17 protein-coding genes are annotated in these 12,801 nt (G+C 71.2%); 4 read left to right on the top strand and 13 right to left on the bottom strand.

Translation table 11 applies throughout. The features are described 5' to 3' along the window. The first annotated feature begins 62 nt into the window (after window positions 1-62). A complete protein-coding gene (locus tag ACGFYU_RS32670) occupies window positions 63-1,052 on the top strand; it encodes a hypothetical protein (protein ID WP_393830923.1) in 990 nt (329 codons plus the stop codon). Window positions 1,053-1,326: 274 nt separating this feature from the next. Here the strand turns inward: ACGFYU_RS32670 and ACGFYU_RS32665 are convergent, their stop codons facing one another. The 7 genes from ACGFYU_RS32665 to ACGFYU_RS32635 are packed head-to-tail and all read right to left on the bottom strand — an operon-like array spanning window position 1,327 to window position 5,109. Next, window positions 1,327-1,752 carry an NUDIX hydrolase gene (locus ACGFYU_RS32665; protein ID WP_393830922.1) on the bottom strand — a complete coding sequence of 142 codons (426 nt, stop codon included), beginning with the start codon at window positions 1,750-1,752 and terminating at the stop codon, window positions 1,327-1,329. Between the two features lie 19 nt (window positions 1,753-1,771). Then, complete coding sequence (locus ACGFYU_RS32660; protein ID WP_393830921.1) at window positions 1,772-2,563, bottom strand: STM4013/SEN3800 family hydrolase; 792 nt, start codon at window positions 2,561-2,563, stop codon at window positions 1,772-1,774. Then, window positions 2,560-3,039: a hypothetical protein gene (locus tag ACGFYU_RS32655; RefSeq protein ID WP_393830920.1), complete on the bottom strand. Its 480-nt coding sequence runs from the start codon at window positions 3,037-3,039 to the stop codon at window positions 2,560-2,562. Before ACGFYU_RS32655 ends, ACGFYU_RS32660 begins: the two co-directional genes overlap by 4 nt. Further along, window positions 3,032-3,685 carry a dTMP kinase gene (locus tag ACGFYU_RS32650; RefSeq protein WP_393830919.1) on the bottom strand — a complete coding sequence of 218 codons (654 nt, stop codon included), beginning with the start codon at window positions 3,683-3,685 and terminating at the stop codon, window positions 3,032-3,034. The genes ACGFYU_RS32655 and ACGFYU_RS32650 overlap by 8 nt, the downstream gene beginning before the upstream one ends. Continuing rightward, window positions 3,682-4,704: a radical SAM protein gene (locus ACGFYU_RS32645; protein WP_393830918.1), complete on the bottom strand. Its 1,023-nt coding sequence runs from the start codon at window positions 4,702-4,704 to the stop codon at window positions 3,682-3,684. The genes ACGFYU_RS32650 and ACGFYU_RS32645 overlap by 4 nt, the downstream gene beginning before the upstream one ends. Before the next feature lie 37 nt (window positions 4,705-4,741). Next, complete coding sequence (locus tag ACGFYU_RS32640; RefSeq protein ID WP_393830917.1) at window positions 4,742-4,942, bottom strand: hypothetical protein; 201 nt, start codon at window positions 4,940-4,942, stop codon at window positions 4,742-4,744. Continuing rightward, complete coding sequence (locus tag ACGFYU_RS32635; RefSeq protein ID WP_393830916.1) at window positions 4,942-5,109, bottom strand: hypothetical protein; 168 nt, start codon at window positions 5,107-5,109, stop codon at window positions 4,942-4,944. Before ACGFYU_RS32635 ends, ACGFYU_RS32640 begins: the two co-directional genes overlap by 1 nt. 269 nt (window positions 5,110-5,378) lie before the next feature. Here ACGFYU_RS32635 and ACGFYU_RS32630 point away from each other — a divergent pair, with 269 nt between their 5' ends. Both ACGFYU_RS32630 and ACGFYU_RS32625 read left to right on the top strand, forming a co-directional pair. Then, on the top strand, window positions 5,379-6,587 hold the full coding sequence (locus ACGFYU_RS32630) for an XRE family transcriptional regulator (protein WP_393830915.1): 1,209 nt from the start codon (window positions 5,379-5,381) through the stop codon (window positions 6,585-6,587). After that, on the top strand, window positions 6,578-7,090 hold the full coding sequence (locus tag ACGFYU_RS32625) for a GNAT family N-acetyltransferase (protein ID WP_393830914.1): 513 nt from the start codon (window positions 6,578-6,580) through the stop codon (window positions 7,088-7,090). The genes ACGFYU_RS32630 and ACGFYU_RS32625 overlap by 10 nt, the downstream gene beginning before the upstream one ends. Window positions 7,091-7,249: 159 nt before the next feature. On the opposite strand, the gene ACGFYU_RS32620 is transcribed toward ACGFYU_RS32625, so the two are convergent. From ACGFYU_RS32620 to ACGFYU_RS32600, 5 genes are all read right to left on the bottom strand, one after another. Further along, window positions 7,250-8,089 carry a hypothetical protein gene (locus ACGFYU_RS32620; RefSeq protein ID WP_393830913.1) on the bottom strand — a complete coding sequence of 280 codons (840 nt, stop codon included), beginning with the start codon at window positions 8,087-8,089 and terminating at the stop codon, window positions 7,250-7,252. A gap of 9 nt (window positions 8,090-8,098) precedes the next feature. Then, window positions 8,099-8,611 (bottom strand): SigE family RNA polymerase sigma factor, encoded by a 513-nt coding sequence (locus ACGFYU_RS32615; RefSeq protein ID WP_393830912.1) that lies wholly within the window; start codon window positions 8,609-8,611, stop codon window positions 8,099-8,101. A gap of 107 nt (window positions 8,612-8,718) precedes the next feature. Further along, the gene (locus ACGFYU_RS32610; protein WP_393830911.1) at window positions 8,719-9,531 is read right to left on the bottom strand and encodes an ABC transporter ATP-binding protein; all 813 of its coding nucleotides are present in this window, start codon (window positions 9,529-9,531) and stop codon (window positions 8,719-8,721) included. Next, window positions 9,528-10,571 carry a FecCD family ABC transporter permease gene (locus ACGFYU_RS32605; RefSeq protein WP_393830910.1) on the bottom strand — a complete coding sequence of 348 codons (1,044 nt, stop codon included), beginning with the start codon at window positions 10,569-10,571 and terminating at the stop codon, window positions 9,528-9,530. The genes ACGFYU_RS32610 and ACGFYU_RS32605 overlap by 4 nt, the downstream gene beginning before the upstream one ends. Continuing rightward, the gene (locus ACGFYU_RS32600) at window positions 10,568-11,587 is read right to left on the bottom strand and encodes a FecCD family ABC transporter permease (RefSeq protein WP_393830909.1); all 1,020 of its coding nucleotides are present in this window, start codon (window positions 11,585-11,587) and stop codon (window positions 10,568-10,570) included. Before ACGFYU_RS32600 ends, ACGFYU_RS32605 begins: the two co-directional genes overlap by 4 nt. A 113-nt stretch (window positions 11,588-11,700) precedes the next feature. On the opposite strand from ACGFYU_RS32600, the gene ACGFYU_RS32595 reads away from it, so the two are divergent. Then, window positions 11,701-12,336, top strand: coding sequence for an HAD family hydrolase (locus tag ACGFYU_RS32595; protein WP_393830908.1), 636 nt, complete (start codon window positions 11,701-11,703; stop codon window positions 12,334-12,336). A gap of 188 nt (window positions 12,337-12,524) precedes the next feature. On the opposite strand, the gene ACGFYU_RS32590 is transcribed toward ACGFYU_RS32595, so the two are convergent. Beyond that, on the bottom strand, window positions 12,525-12,779 hold the full coding sequence (locus tag ACGFYU_RS32590) for a hypothetical protein (RefSeq protein ID WP_393830907.1): 255 nt from the start codon (window positions 12,777-12,779) through the stop codon (window positions 12,525-12,527). Window positions 12,780-12,801 lie beyond the last annotated feature (22 nt).

Raw genomic sequence — 12,801 nt, 5'->3', positions numbered from 1 at the left:
CGCGGCCGCTCCACGGGCGCACGCGCTACCTTTCCGAGAGGCGGTACGGGAGGAGCCGGGGCATGGGGATCGAGAGCGACCATCTGGTCTACGAATATCTGAGCCGTGTCGGGGACTTGGCGCAGCGGCGGCAGCTGTCCTCCGGCGACCGCATGCGGCTGGTGGCGGGGCTGCGGGACGAGATCGACCGTCGGCGCGCCAAGTACGACCCCGAGACCCCGGCCGCCGTACGCCGCATCCTGGAGCGGATCGGCACGCCGGAGGAGGTCCTGGACACCCTGTCGGGGGCCTCCTCCCACGGGGCACCCGAACCGGACCCCGCCCCCGCGGTGCCCACCCAGCGGGGGCCCGGCCCGCTCCGCCGCAAGCAGGTGCCCGCGCCGCGCCCGGCGGCGGAGCCGCGGAACGTGCCGCCGCACCTGGCCGGGCTCGACGAACTCGGCCCCTCCGGCTCCGGCGGGGAGGAGCCCGACTGGTGGCGCGTCACCCCGGGCACGTACGGGGCGGGGCCGCAGGTCGAGGGCTTCGCGGGTGGCATCGAGATCCCGGACCTGTTCAAGGAGGGCCCGGAGGAGGAGACCGCCGAGCCGGCGGGGCCGCCGCCCGGCCCGCCGGAATCCCGCGCGCGGACCCTCGTACGGTTCCTGCGGGAGCGGCGGCGAGCGAAGGCGGAGGCGGCGGCCCCCGAACCCGCGGCCGAGGCCCCGGCCGCGGCGCGCCCCCGGCCCAACGCCTTCCTGCTGCTGGCCGCGGCCGTCCTGGTGGTGGGCGCGGTCACCGGCTACTGGCTGCTGCTCGTCGTCGGCTGGCTCCTTCCGTACGCGTCGCGCGTGCTGCGCCCCGCCGAGCGCAAGTGGGCCGTCTTCGGCCCGCCCGGCGCGGTCCTCGCGGGGGCGGCGGTGTGGCTGTGGGGCCGCATGAACGGCAAGTGGGGCGAGTCCCTCGCGGAGGACCAGCTGAGCGGGGTCCTGCACGGCATGTGGCCATGGCTCCTGCGCGGCGCGGCGCTGGCCTCGGTCCTGTACCTGGTGTGGCGGGCGCGGCGGCGGTGATCGGGCGCCTTGCGCGGGTGGGGCTTGTACGGGCCGGGGCGCGGGTTGGGGTTGTACGGATTCACGCGCTTGCGGGGGCTTAACCCCCCGAGCTCCCCACTCCCGGGCGATGGCTGCCCGCCCGCCCCCCTCGGTGGTGACGCGGGGGCGGGGGCGCCCGGTGCAGCGGGGCCTGTACGCATTCACGCGCTTGCGGGGCCTCCACCCCCTCCGAACGCCGTATTGCGGTTCACCCCGAGTGCACGCGGAGCTGGGAGCTTCGTAGTGTGCGGGGTCAGAGCCGCTCGGCGAGGAGCAGTGCGAGGGGACCTCCTTGAAGGAGGAACCGGCCTTCGGCGGCGGCGGTGATGGCGTCCTGTATGGGCCACCACATGAGCTTGAAGTCGTCTTCTCCCTCGGCTGGTTCCTGGGGGCCGAGTGTGAGTCCTTCGGCGAGGAACAGGTGGACGCGGGCGGTGGAGCCGAGGGTGATGGCGTACGAGCCGAGGGGACGCCAGGACTGGGCGGTGATCCCGGCCTCTTCGCGGAGTTCTCGCTGGGCGCACTGCTCGGGGGTCTCACCGGGCTCCATTCGGCCGCCGGGGAGGAAGAGGTATTCGCCGCCGTGCTTCGGGAACCGTGAGGTGAGGAGGGCCACCAGGCCGTTCTCGTCCCGGGCCGCGATCACGGCGGCGTCGCGCATCTCGTGTTGTGCGTCCATGGTTCGAGCGTAGTGAGGGTCAGAGCAGCGTGGAGGCGAACGGCACATTCGTCACCGTGGGGTGGATGATCCCCCGGCCGTGGTATCCATCCTCTCCGAAGGCGTCGCCGTGGTCGGCGCAGATGATGACGAGCCACTGCCTTTTCGCGGTGAGCCCGGCGACCAGGCGGCCGAGGTGTTCATCGGCGTAGGCGAGGGCTGCGGCCTGGGATGCCCACGTGTTGGTGCTCTGGTTGAGGTAGTGGCCATGGGGGACGTGGGTGGCGGAGACGTTGACGAAGAGGAACAGCGGCTGGCTGTCGTGCTGCTCGGCGATGGTGAGGGTGTGGTCGACCTGGTGGCGGGTGGAGTCCTGTTCGGGTGAGCAGAACTCTGGGCGCCAGTGGTCTTCCTGGAACATGGCGGGGAGGACGGAGCCAAGTGGCGTCTCGCGGGAGAAGTAGGTGACACCGCCGATGCAGATGGTGCGGTAACCGTGCTGGATGAGTCCTTCGAGGAGATTCGGGGCGTCGAATACGAATGTGCCGGGGTCGACTTTCTTGAACGCGGGCGGCCGGCACTCCCAGAGACGGGGCGGCTGGTGGGGCTGCGGGAGCTTGGGCAGGAAGCCGGAGAAGAACGCCATGTGGGCGGGGAGGGTGAAGGTGCCCGGCGTCCGTCGCTCTTCCCACTGGCCGCCGGGGAGGATCTTGGCGAGGCGGGGGGTCTGTCCGGCGTGGAGGGCGGCGCGGGCCACGTCGTAGCGCAGGGAGTCCAGGGTGACGAAGAGGATGCTCGTCCCGGACCGGATGATCTCGGCGGCGTCGATCACTGGATGACCTCCGCGTAGGGCTGGATACGACCCTTGCAGCCGCTGTTGACCGGGATGGGGACGCGGTCCTCGGCGATCATGATGCGGATCAGGGAGAGGCCGGTGTCTTCGGTGAGCGGGGCGCCGTAACGGTCGTACAGCGTGAGGGTGGCGGTGTCGCCGGTTGTCGTGACGCGCATCCCGGGCACGCCGTCGGCCTCTTTCATCGCGGCCAGCAGCGTCTTCACGTCCGCGTTGCCCAGGTCGAGGACGTGACAGGCGTAGTGCTGGGCGTTGATAGCACCCAGGCACATGCGGTCGAAGAACGGGGCGGTGGCCGGCTGCCCGTCGTAGGCGACGACGATGCGGTGCGCGCGGGCGGTGACGACAAAGCAGGTTGCCATCCACCACGCCACCGCGGGGTGGATCTCGTCGGGGAACCGGCCCGTGGCGCCCCCGGCCTGGATGACGGCCGCGGTGTCGATGGGGTTAAGCACGCTGGCGCTCCAGGTGGGCTGTGATGATGTCGGCGAGGTCGTCCGGGGTCATGCCGTCGGTGTCCAGCGCGGTCGCGGTGGGGTCGGTGGCGGCGACCAGTTCGAAGCACTCGCGGAGGGCCTTGAGGCGGCCGGGGACGCCGAAGAGGTCGGTGTCGTCCTGCTTGGTGTCGTCCTTGACCGCCATGCGCTCTCGGAGGGTCGCGTCCGAGCAGGTCAGATAGAACGTGTGGCCGGGGGCCAGGAGGTAGGGCTGGAACGGGGCCAGGAGGGCGTCCACATCGTCGGGGGCTACCCCGTGGATGGCGGCGTGACAGGCGGTGACGGAGGCCGCGTACCGGTCGGCGATGACGGGGCCGGTGGCGAGGGCGCGGCGGATGCGGTCGGAGACGTGCAGCAGCCCGGACAGGTAGAACACGAGGACTGGGAGGGGCTGCATGCGGTGGGCTTCGGCGGACCATCCGGAGTGCGGGGGCGCGAGGGTGTGCAGGACGGTGCCGCCCAGGCGTTCGGCGAGGATCGCGGCGAGGGTCGACTTCCCGATCCCGGACACGCCTTCCAGGTTGATGAAGGGGTGACCGCTGTCCTCGCCGTGGGCGAGGGGTTCGAACGGCAGGGGCAGCAGATGCGTGCGGGTCTGGGTCACAGGGTCCCCTCGGTGAAGGCGGTGACGTGTCCGGCGATGGCTTCGGCGATGGCCTCGGGTTTGTCCAGGAGATCCCGCAGGTTCAGGCGCAGGTCGTCGCGCAGGAGGCAGGGTTGGAGACCGCCGGCGTGGTCGGCGCGGAGGGACCAGAAGCCTTCGACGCACTTGGGGCGGACGGGGCAGGTGCCACACTGGCCGACGTGATGGCGGCCGAGGCCGCGGTGGATGACGTCGATCTCCACGCCGTCGACCCGGAAGACGCGGCGCCCCTGGCCGACTCCGGTGATCTCGGTCCGCTCGTCGCTGGTGAGCGTGCGCAGGTGACGGATGATGTCGTCCGCGGGAACGGCGGAGGCGGCGCGGTTGTCGTTGAAGTCGGTGCCCACCAACTCGATGAACTGCATGGGCATGCGCCGGTCGAGTGCGAAAGTTAGGATGTCGCGGACCTCGTGGGCGTTCTCCTTTTGGAGCAGACAGTTCAGCTCCACGTTCTCGAAGATCTCGCGGGCGGCTTCGATCCCGTCCAGGACGCAGCCAATGCCGATCCGCGTGCCCGCGATGGCCTTGAACGACTCGTCGGAGAAGTAGTGCAGCGACACCTTCACCGTGTCGAGCGGGGTCTTGGCGAGCCACGACTGGTGGGTGCGAACGCGGGTGCCGTTGGTGATCAGCGTGTACGACCCGTCTGGGCCGCTCGGGCGCAGCCCCGTCAGCACATCCCGGGCGAGCGGGGAGGTCAGCGGCTCGCCCCCAGTGAAGAAGACGCGCTTGAGGCCGGCGTCCATCACCGCGTTGATGACGGTAAGGAAGTCGGCGGCTCCGTAGTGGCGGGTACGCGGTTGCCGGATGCGGTCCCGGCGAGTGACCGGTGGCGGTACGTCGGCCTCGTTGTGGCAGAACCAGCAGGCCACGTTGCACCGAGGGGTGAGGGAGACCCGGAACTGTCCGCCGAGGTGCGCGAAGTTCCGGAACGCCGTCCAGTCCACCGGGGGCTCGGCGAACGGTAAGAGGGTGGTCATGGTGGTGCTCCTCTCGATCGGCTTCGAGTGGTGCGAGTTACGCCGGTTCGATGTTGCTGGCCGCGGTGGTCCAGGTGATGCCGGAGGGAGGCCGGATGTGGGCGACGCGGACGGTGCCGTGGCTGTGCACTTCGTGGGTGACGGCGTCCAGGGTGCCGATGCACTTCGAGGCGATGTCCCGGACCTGGCGGTGGAGCAGGGGGTGCTGCTCGTGGCCGGTGTGGTCGACGGGGTACATCAGGCGTCGTCCTCCTGGTCCTGGAGCCGCATCCGGGCGAAGAACCGTTCGAGGCCGTGCTCGGCACGATCCCGGAGTTCCGGAGAGGGCTCGCCGAACCCGTCCCAGGGGGTGAAGTCGTGGCCGATCGGCTTGCCGGGCTGTCTGCGGGGAAGCGGTGCGGGCATCGCGGGTGCTCCTCTTCGAGGGGATGCAGCAGCGCACCGTGCGACATGGGGGACGGAGCGGTGCCCTGCTGCTGGGCGGCCACCCTGCGGGGGGCGGCGTGATGCCCAGTGAACCGGCCGGAACCCGAGCCGGAACAGGAAAGGCTGCCGTCGACTTGCTCCCGTCCGACCGGAAAACTTTGCCCGCGCATTACCCGGTGCCTGGTGCGGACAGTGGGGGTGCGGCTACGTTCTGTCGCATGGGAGTGAACGTCATCCTTAAGGCCCGGATGGGTGAACTCGGCCTGACGCAGGACGAATTGGCACGTCAGATGAACAACGCGCTCCACAAGATCACCGGCAGGCCGGGCGATGTCTCCGCACGGTCGGTGCGGAACCTGCTCAGCGGCGCGACCCGGCGCCCGATCGGCCGTACATGTGCCGCACTGGAAGAGGTGTTCGCCTGCCCCGTCGCCGACTTAGGGTTCGGCCCACCACGTACCGCAGCACACTCGGAGGACCCTGTGCTCCGCCGTACCTTCCTTGTCGCAGCAGCAGGAACCGCCATTGCCGCCAGCCCTGTAGGCCGAACGCGGCTGGGGCAGTCCGACGCCGACCGGTTCCACCTGGAGTACACCGAGCTACTGCGCGACGACTCGCGCATCGGCGGGGCGCGGCGCATCGAGAACCGGGCCGTCGAGCTCGCGGCGCGTATCCAGTCCTCGCTCGCCGGTGGGGGCGCCTCGGACCGCTTCCAGCGGCAGGCGTACCGGCTCGCGTCCGACGTCACGTGCCTGGCGGCCTTCGCCGCCATCGACGCGAGCACACCGCTGCGTGCACGCGCCCATCTGGACAAGGCCCTCGCCCTCGCGGGACTCGCACGTGACAGTGAGGCCACGTATCGGGTCTGGGACCACCTGATGCTCACCTCCAGCCAGCGGGAGAACCATGGCGAGGCGGCGGCCGGCGCGGAGGTGTTGAAGCGTTCGTCGGTGGCCCGGTGTGACCCGTTGTACGCGTCGCTGGGGCACATGCGGCACGCCAATGCCCTGGCCAGGCTTCGTCAGCCTGCGGAGTCCCTGCGGGCCCTGAACCTCGCGGAGAAGGCATTCGGACGTACCCGGGGCGAGCAGCCGTCGGCGTGGATCACGTTCTACTGCCGCGCCGAGTTCGACGCCCTGTCCTCGTACGTCTGGACGGCGCTCGGGGAACACGAGAGAGCCGAATCGTGTCTTCACCGCACCCTCGCCGCCATCCCCGACGGCATGGTCCGCAACAAGGCGCTCTACACCGCGCATCTGTCTCTGGCCCAGGCGAGGCAGGGAGAGGTGGAACTGGCGTGCGCGACCGGGCGGCAGGCTCACGGGATGCTGCTGTCGGCTTCCGGGTCGCGGCGTACGACGAACACGCTGGCCAGCACGCGCCAGGTGATCGAGGCCACGGGCACGAAGGCGCCCGAGGTCGTGAGCTGGATCGAGGAGTCCCGCCAATGGATCTGAAGACGTACACGCACGCCGACGCCCAGGACGTGCGGTCCCTGCTCCTTGACATCCACGACGAGGTATACGCGGACGATCCCGACCCGTTCCACTCGCGTGAACGCTTCTCGTACTTCGTCGACCTGTGGTCAGGGCGCGAGGACTGGCTGTGCGTATCGGGGTGGGAGAACGGAGGCCCGGTCGGCTACGCGTACGGCTCGAAGTTCAAGCCGGGCGGCTGGTGGAAGGGAACGGACCGTCCGAAGGGTGTGCGTGGCCGGATCTTCGCTCTGTCCGAGCTGATGGTGATGCCCGAATGGCAGGGGACCGGACGGGCGCGGCAGATCCATGACGCACTGCTCCAGTCGGTTGACGTCGACTTCGTGACGCTGCTCGTGGACTCCGCGCATCACAGAGTGCAGGGCTTGTACGAGAAGTGGGGCTACGTGAAGCAGGCCGAAGCCAAGCCGTCCGACGACTCCCCGCTGTACGCGGTGATGGTGCAGGATCTGCGGACCGCCTGACCCCGAAACAGCGAGTGCCCCCGCTGGCCCCCGAACTGCGAAGCCACCGACCCGCAGGCCGACCTGCCGGAGCGGAACGCCGCTTGGCCCGACCCCGGCCGACAATCTGCCGGGCCTCGGCCTCGCGCCCGGCGGGTGGGCCGCGCGGGGCGCCCGCGCTCAGCCGCCCGGGATCGTCTGCTGCGGCTGCTCCAGCGGGTTGGCGTCGGCGGTTTTGACCAGGTCGATGAAGGCGGGGTCCTTGGCGAGTTCCAGGAGCTGGTCGTTGGTGACGGGTGCCGAGGTGTTCGAGGCGTCGTGCGGGGCGACGGCCAGCCTGATGTTGCTCTTGCCGTACCGGAAGGAGAGCTCGGTCTCGGTGACGTTGCCGTTGTTGACCGGCATCGTCACGGCCGTGGCCTCGATGCCGCCGGGCAGGGTGGACTTCTTGCAGACCATGCCCTTCACGTCCGCGCAGGGCTTGTTGTTGGAGTCCGAAGCCGACGGACGGATCGAGAAGATGATGACGAAAGTCTTGCCGTCCTTCGTTCCCTGGTACATGCGGACGTTGAGGTCGGTCCGCTGCACGGTGCCCACCGTCGGGGGCAGCAGAGCCTGGAGCACGCCGACCGCCTGGTTCTGGAAGTTCTCCTGCCGGGTCCGCTCGGCGGCCGGCAGGTCGGCCATCGAGGATTCGCCCGGGGTCGGTTCCAGGTGGACCGGCGGCTGCGGCCCGGTGCCCGACGGCGGTGCGGCCACGTTGACCGTTCCGGACACCTGCCGGCCGCCGCCGACGTCCGACAGCGACACGGCCCCGGCCACGCCGATCGCGGCGACGGCCAGTACCCCGCCGCCGATCGCCACCCGGACGCGCGCCTTGCGGCGCCGCCCCTGGGCGAGGGCCGCGCCCGTCAGGTCCGGCAGTGGGGGCAGGTCCGCGGTCGTACGGTCCATCGCGTCGCGGACCAGCAGTGCGGCCCGGTCGTCCGGGACTTCGTAGAGGTCTTCGGTGGTACCCATGACGTCTCCTCAGTTCTCGGTGGCGTAGATGTGGGCCTCGCCGAGCTGCGTGCGCAGCTTGGCCAGGGCGCGCGAGCACTGGCTCTTGACCGTTCCCTCGCTGCACCGCAGCAGCTCCGCGACCGTGCCGACGCTCAGGTCCTCCCAGTAGCGCAGGACGACCATGGCGCGGGCCCGCGGCGGTAGCTCGGCCAGCGCGGCGAGCAGGGTGACGCGCAGCTCGGCGTGCTGGGGGAGCGGCGGCGGGTCGGCGCGCGTGTGGGCCAGGAGGTCCCGCAGTCGACGTCGCTGTTCGGCGAGGAAAGTACGGGTCAGTACGGTCCTGGCGTACGCGTCGGGACTCTCGGCGGCGGACACCTTCCGCCAGTGCTGGAACAGCTTCGCGAGCGTCGTCTGGGTCAGATCGCGTGCGCGGTCGGTGTTCCCGCACAACAGGTACGCGGTCCGGTACAGCTTGCGCTGACTGGCCCGGGCAAAGGCTTCGAAGTCCCGGCCGGAGTCGTGTTCGGTGCCTGGTGGCATCCGCCCTCCCCTTTTCACATCGTGTCTTTCACCCTGTCCTGAGTGCTGCCGCACGGAAAAGGTTGAGCACGAGTTTGCGGGCTCGGCGGATGGCTGTCCGTTCGGCCTCAGACGCCGCCGGGTGCACCCCACGGCGCGCTCGGGATGACCAGGGGGGAGGCCGTGATCGGGTCCGGGATGACGATCGCGTCGAGGCCGAAGACCTCGCGGACCAGCTCGGCGGTGACCACCGCGGACGGCGGGCCCTCCGCGACCACGCGGCCCGCCTTCATCGCCACGAGGTGATCGGCGTAGCGGGCGGCCTGGTTGAGGTCGTGGAGCACTGCCACCACCGTGCGGCCCCGGTCGCGGTTGAGCCGCCGGACCAGGTCCAGGACCTCCACCTGGTGGGCGATGTCCAGGAAGGTGGTCGGCTCGTCCAGGAGCAGGAGGTCCGTGTCCTGGGCGAGGGCCATGGCGATCCAGACGCGTTGGCGCTGTCCGCCCGAGAGGGCGTCCACCGGCCGGTCCGCCAGCTCGGCCACCGAGGTGCGCGTCATCGCCTCCGCGACGGCGCGCTCGTCCGTCTCCGACCACTGCTGCCACCAGTGCTGGTGCGGCTGCCGCCCCCGCGCCACCAGGTCCGCGACCGTGATCGCCTCCGGGGCCACCGGGGACTGCGGGAGCAGCCCGATGGTCTGCGCGATCTTCCGGGTCGGCATCGACGACAGCGCCGCACCGTCCAGCAGCACCGCCCCCGAGCGCGGCCGCAGCAGCCGGCCCAGGGCCCGTAGCGTCGTCGATTTCCCGCACGCGTTCGGGCCGACGATCACCGTCACCTTCCCGTCGGGCACGGCGAGGTCCAGGTCCTCCACCACCACCCGGTCCTCGTACGCGAGCGTCAGTTCACGGGCGGAGAGACGGGACGCCGTCGGGTTCATGCCTTGCCTCCAGTGCGGCTGCGGACGATCAGCCAGATCAGGTACGGGGCCCCGACGGCGGCCGTCAGCACGCCCACCGGAAGCTCGGTCGGGGACAGGAGACGACGGGCCAGCAGGTCACCGAGTACGACGATCAGCGCGCCCGTCAGGGCCGAGCACAGCAGCGGGATCTGCGCGGTCCGCGTCATGCGCCGCGCGATCTGCGGCGCGAGCAGCGCCACGAAGTCGATCGGGCCGGCCGCGCCCGTGGCCACCGAGGCCAGGACGACACCGAGGGCGATGAGTCCGAGCCGGACCCGGCCCAGCCGGACCCCGAGCGCCGTGGCCGTGTCGTCGTCGAGGGAGACGGTGCGCTGGGCCCGCGCCGCCCACAGCACGCCGGGGAGCAGCAGCAGGAGGACCCAGGCCAGCGGCTCGCCGACGTCCCGGCCGCGGCCGTTCAGCGAGCCCGTCATCCAGATCTGGGCCTGCTGGGCGACGAGGTAGTCCCCCTTGGTCATCAGCAGGGTCGTCACCGACCGCAGGGCGATGGCGAAGCCGATGCCGATCAGCACGAACCGCGCCGCGTGCAGACCGCCCCGCCACGCGAAGACGTAGACGAGGACGGCCGCGACGAGACCGCCGAGCACCGAGAGGTACGGCAGTACGGCGTACGAGGTCACGCCGAAGGTCAGCGCGGCGACCGTGACCGCGCTCGCGCCCTGGCTGATGCCGATGATGTCGGGGGAGGCCAGCGGGTTGCGGGCCACGGTCTGGATCAGCGCGCCCGCGACCCCGAAGGCGAGGCCGACGAGCAGCCCGACCGTCATCCGGGGCAGCCGCAGGGTGCCGACGACCAGTTCGTCCGGGGACGGCTGCCCGAGGACCACCTTCACCACTTCGCCCGGTGCCACGAACGACTCGCCGACCGAGAGGTAGACCACGCAGACCGCGGTCAGGAGGACGGACAGGGCCAGCGCCACGAGCGCCGCCCGCCGGTGCAGCAGGAAGGAGCCGCGCCCGGCCCGGAGCAGGGTGTGGCCGTACGGTACGGAACTCACGCCGCCACCGCCTTGCGGCGTACGAGGGTGACGAGGAACGGCACCCCGATGAGCGCCGTCATCACCCCGGCCGGAACCTCGCCCGGCGGCACCACGATCCGCCCGATCACATCCGCGACGAGGAGCATCACCGGCCCGATCAGCGCGGCCATCGGCAGCGCCCAGCGGTGGCCGCCGCCCACGAGGGCGCGCGCGATGTGCGGCACGGCCAGCCCGATGAAGGCGATCGGCCCGGCGGCCGCGACCCCGGCGCCGGTCAGCACGGTCGCGCCGAGCCCGCCGACGATCCGTACGGCCGCCACGTTCTGCCCGAGCCCCCTGGCCACGTCCTCGCCGAGCGCCAGCGCGTCCAGACCGCGCGCCACCGACACCACCAGTACGGCTCCCACCAGCAGGAACGGCCAGATCTGGTGCACCACCTGGGCGTCCCGCCCGGCCACCGAGCCGACCTGCCAGAAGCGGAACTCGTCGAGGGCCGAGGCCTTCGTCGTCAGCACCCCCGTGGTCACCGACACCAGCAGCGCGTTGATCGCGGCCCCGCCGAGCGCCAGCTTCACCGGGGTCGCGCCGCCACGCCCGCGCGAGGCGATGGCGTAGACGGCGACCGAGGCGATGGCCGCCCCCGCGAAGGTGAACCACACGTAGCCGCTCAGCGTGTGCACCCCGGCGAAGGCGATGGCGCAGACGACGGCGACCCCGGCGCCCTGGCTGACGCCCAGGATGCCGGGGTCGGCGATCGGGTTGCGGGTGATGCCCTGGAGCGCGGTCCCGGCGAGGGCCAGGGCCGCGCCGACTATCAGGGCGATCAGGGTGCGCGGGACGCGCAGGGTGCGGACCACCTCGGCGTCGGGGCCGCTCGCCCCGTGCACCAGGGCGTCCCAGACGGTCGCGGGCGGGACGGGGCGGGCGCCCACGGCGAGGGAGAGGACCACCGCGCATATCAGCGCGGCGAGGGCCGCTGCCGTCCACCCGATACGACGGGTCGTCAGGGCGCGTCGGGGAACGGGGGCAGACATGTCACCTATTTCATGCATTTCATGATCTGGTAAGGCGACCCTGAGTGTACGTTCCCCCGCTGTTGGCCCGGAGGCCGGTCCTCCGGTCTGCTCGCCTCGGCACAATGGCCGGTATGAACCTCACCGTCGGCTTCGACCTCGACATGACCCTCATCGATTCCCGCCCGGGCATCAAGGCCGCCTACCAGGCCCTGTCGGCCGAAACGGGTGTGTTCATCGACGCCGACGCGGCGATCACGCGGCTCGGGCCGCCGCTGGACGAGGAGCTCGCGTACTGGTTCCCGGAGGCCGAGATTCCCGCCATGGCGGACCGCTACCGGGAGATCTATCCCACATACGCCATCGAGCCGACCCCGGCGATGCCGGGCGCGCGCGAGGCGGTCGAGGCCGTCCGCGCGCTCGGCGGCCGCGCGATCGTCGTCACCGCCAAGCACGAGCCCAACGCGCGCCTGCACCTGGCGCACCTGGGCATCGAGCCGGACGCGGTCATCGGCTGGCTGTGGGCGGAGGCCAAGGCCGGCGCCCTGCGCGAGTACGGGGCCCAGGTCTACGTCGGCGACCACGTCGGCGACGTCCGCGGGGCCCGCAAGGCGGGCGCGCTGTCGGTGGTGGTGCCGACGGGTCCGTGCCCCGAGCCGGAACTGCGGGAGGCGGGCGCCGACGTGGTGCTCGCGGACCTCACCGAACTGCCGGGATGGCTCGCGCGGTACGTCGCCGAGCAGGAGGCCGTTCCGGCGGTCGGAGCCTAGGCCGTCTCTTCCGGATCTTGCTCCCCCAGCTACCGCTGGGAGGTGCCCCCAGACCCGCGCCGCCCGGCACCGCACCTCGCTGCGTTGTCGAGGCACCCAAGTACGTCCAGTAATCGGGCGCCTCTCCGCCTTGCGATGCACGGCACCGGACGACGCGGGCTTAACCGGCAAGATCCGAAAGAGACGACCTAGGCGCTCTGCGAGGCCCGTGCCTCGCGCCGCTGCGCCGCGGCCGAGCGGAGCACGCCCGCCGCGGCGAGCGCGAAGCCGACGCCCATCAGCATGCACACGGCCCACGCGTACGACGGGAACGGGTCCGTGCCGAGGAACAGCGGGGCCATCGTCACCAGCGTGGCCACGGCGCCCACGATGAAGACGATGCCGCCGGCCCGGACCAATGCGTCACCGGGCCACGCTTCGTCGGAATGAGGAGTAACAGTCACCTCACCAGGGTAGTTCCCTTGC

Source organism: Streptomyces sp. NPDC048337, assembly GCF_043201175.1.
GTDB lineage: Bacteria > Actinomycetota > Actinomycetes > Streptomycetales > Streptomycetaceae > Streptomyces.
This window is presented reverse-complemented; position numbering and strand designations above follow the sequence as displayed.

Excerpts from the sequence above, each read along its gene's own strand:
- ACGFYU_RS32670 (WP_393830923.1), top strand. The coding sequence starts at position 63 with ATGGGGATCGAGAGCGACCATCTGGTCTACGAATATCTGAGCCGTGTC.
- ACGFYU_RS32665 (WP_393830922.1), bottom strand. The coding sequence starts at position 1,752 with ATGGACGCACAACACGAGATGCGCGACGCCGCCGTGATCGCGGCCCGG.
- ACGFYU_RS32645 (WP_393830918.1), bottom strand. The coding sequence starts at position 4,704 with ATGACCACCCTCTTACCGTTCGCCGAGCCCCCGGTGGACTGGACGGCG.
- ACGFYU_RS32640 (WP_393830917.1), bottom strand. The coding sequence starts at position 4,942 with ATGTACCCCGTCGACCACACCGGCCACGAGCAGCACCCCCTGCTCCAC.
- ACGFYU_RS32635 (WP_393830916.1), bottom strand. The coding sequence starts at position 5,109 with ATGCCCGCACCGCTTCCCCGCAGACAGCCCGGCAAGCCGATCGGCCAC.
- ACGFYU_RS32630 (WP_393830915.1), top strand. The coding sequence starts at position 5,379 with ATGGGTGAACTCGGCCTGACGCAGGACGAATTGGCACGTCAGATGAAC.
- ACGFYU_RS32625 (WP_393830914.1), top strand. The coding sequence starts at position 6,578 with ATGGATCTGAAGACGTACACGCACGCCGACGCCCAGGACGTGCGGTCC.
- ACGFYU_RS32620 (WP_393830913.1), bottom strand. The coding sequence starts at position 8,089 with ATGGGTACCACCGAAGACCTCTACGAAGTCCCGGACGACCGGGCCGCA.
- ACGFYU_RS32615 (WP_393830912.1), bottom strand. The coding sequence starts at position 8,611 with ATGCCACCAGGCACCGAACACGACTCCGGCCGGGACTTCGAAGCCTTT.
- ACGFYU_RS32610 (WP_393830911.1), bottom strand. The coding sequence starts at position 9,531 with ATGAACCCGACGGCGTCCCGTCTCTCCGCCCGTGAACTGACGCTCGCG.
- ACGFYU_RS32600 (WP_393830909.1), bottom strand. The coding sequence starts at position 11,587 with ATGTCTGCCCCCGTTCCCCGACGCGCCCTGACGACCCGTCGTATCGGG.
- ACGFYU_RS32595 (WP_393830908.1), top strand. The coding sequence starts at position 11,701 with ATGAACCTCACCGTCGGCTTCGACCTCGACATGACCCTCATCGATTCC.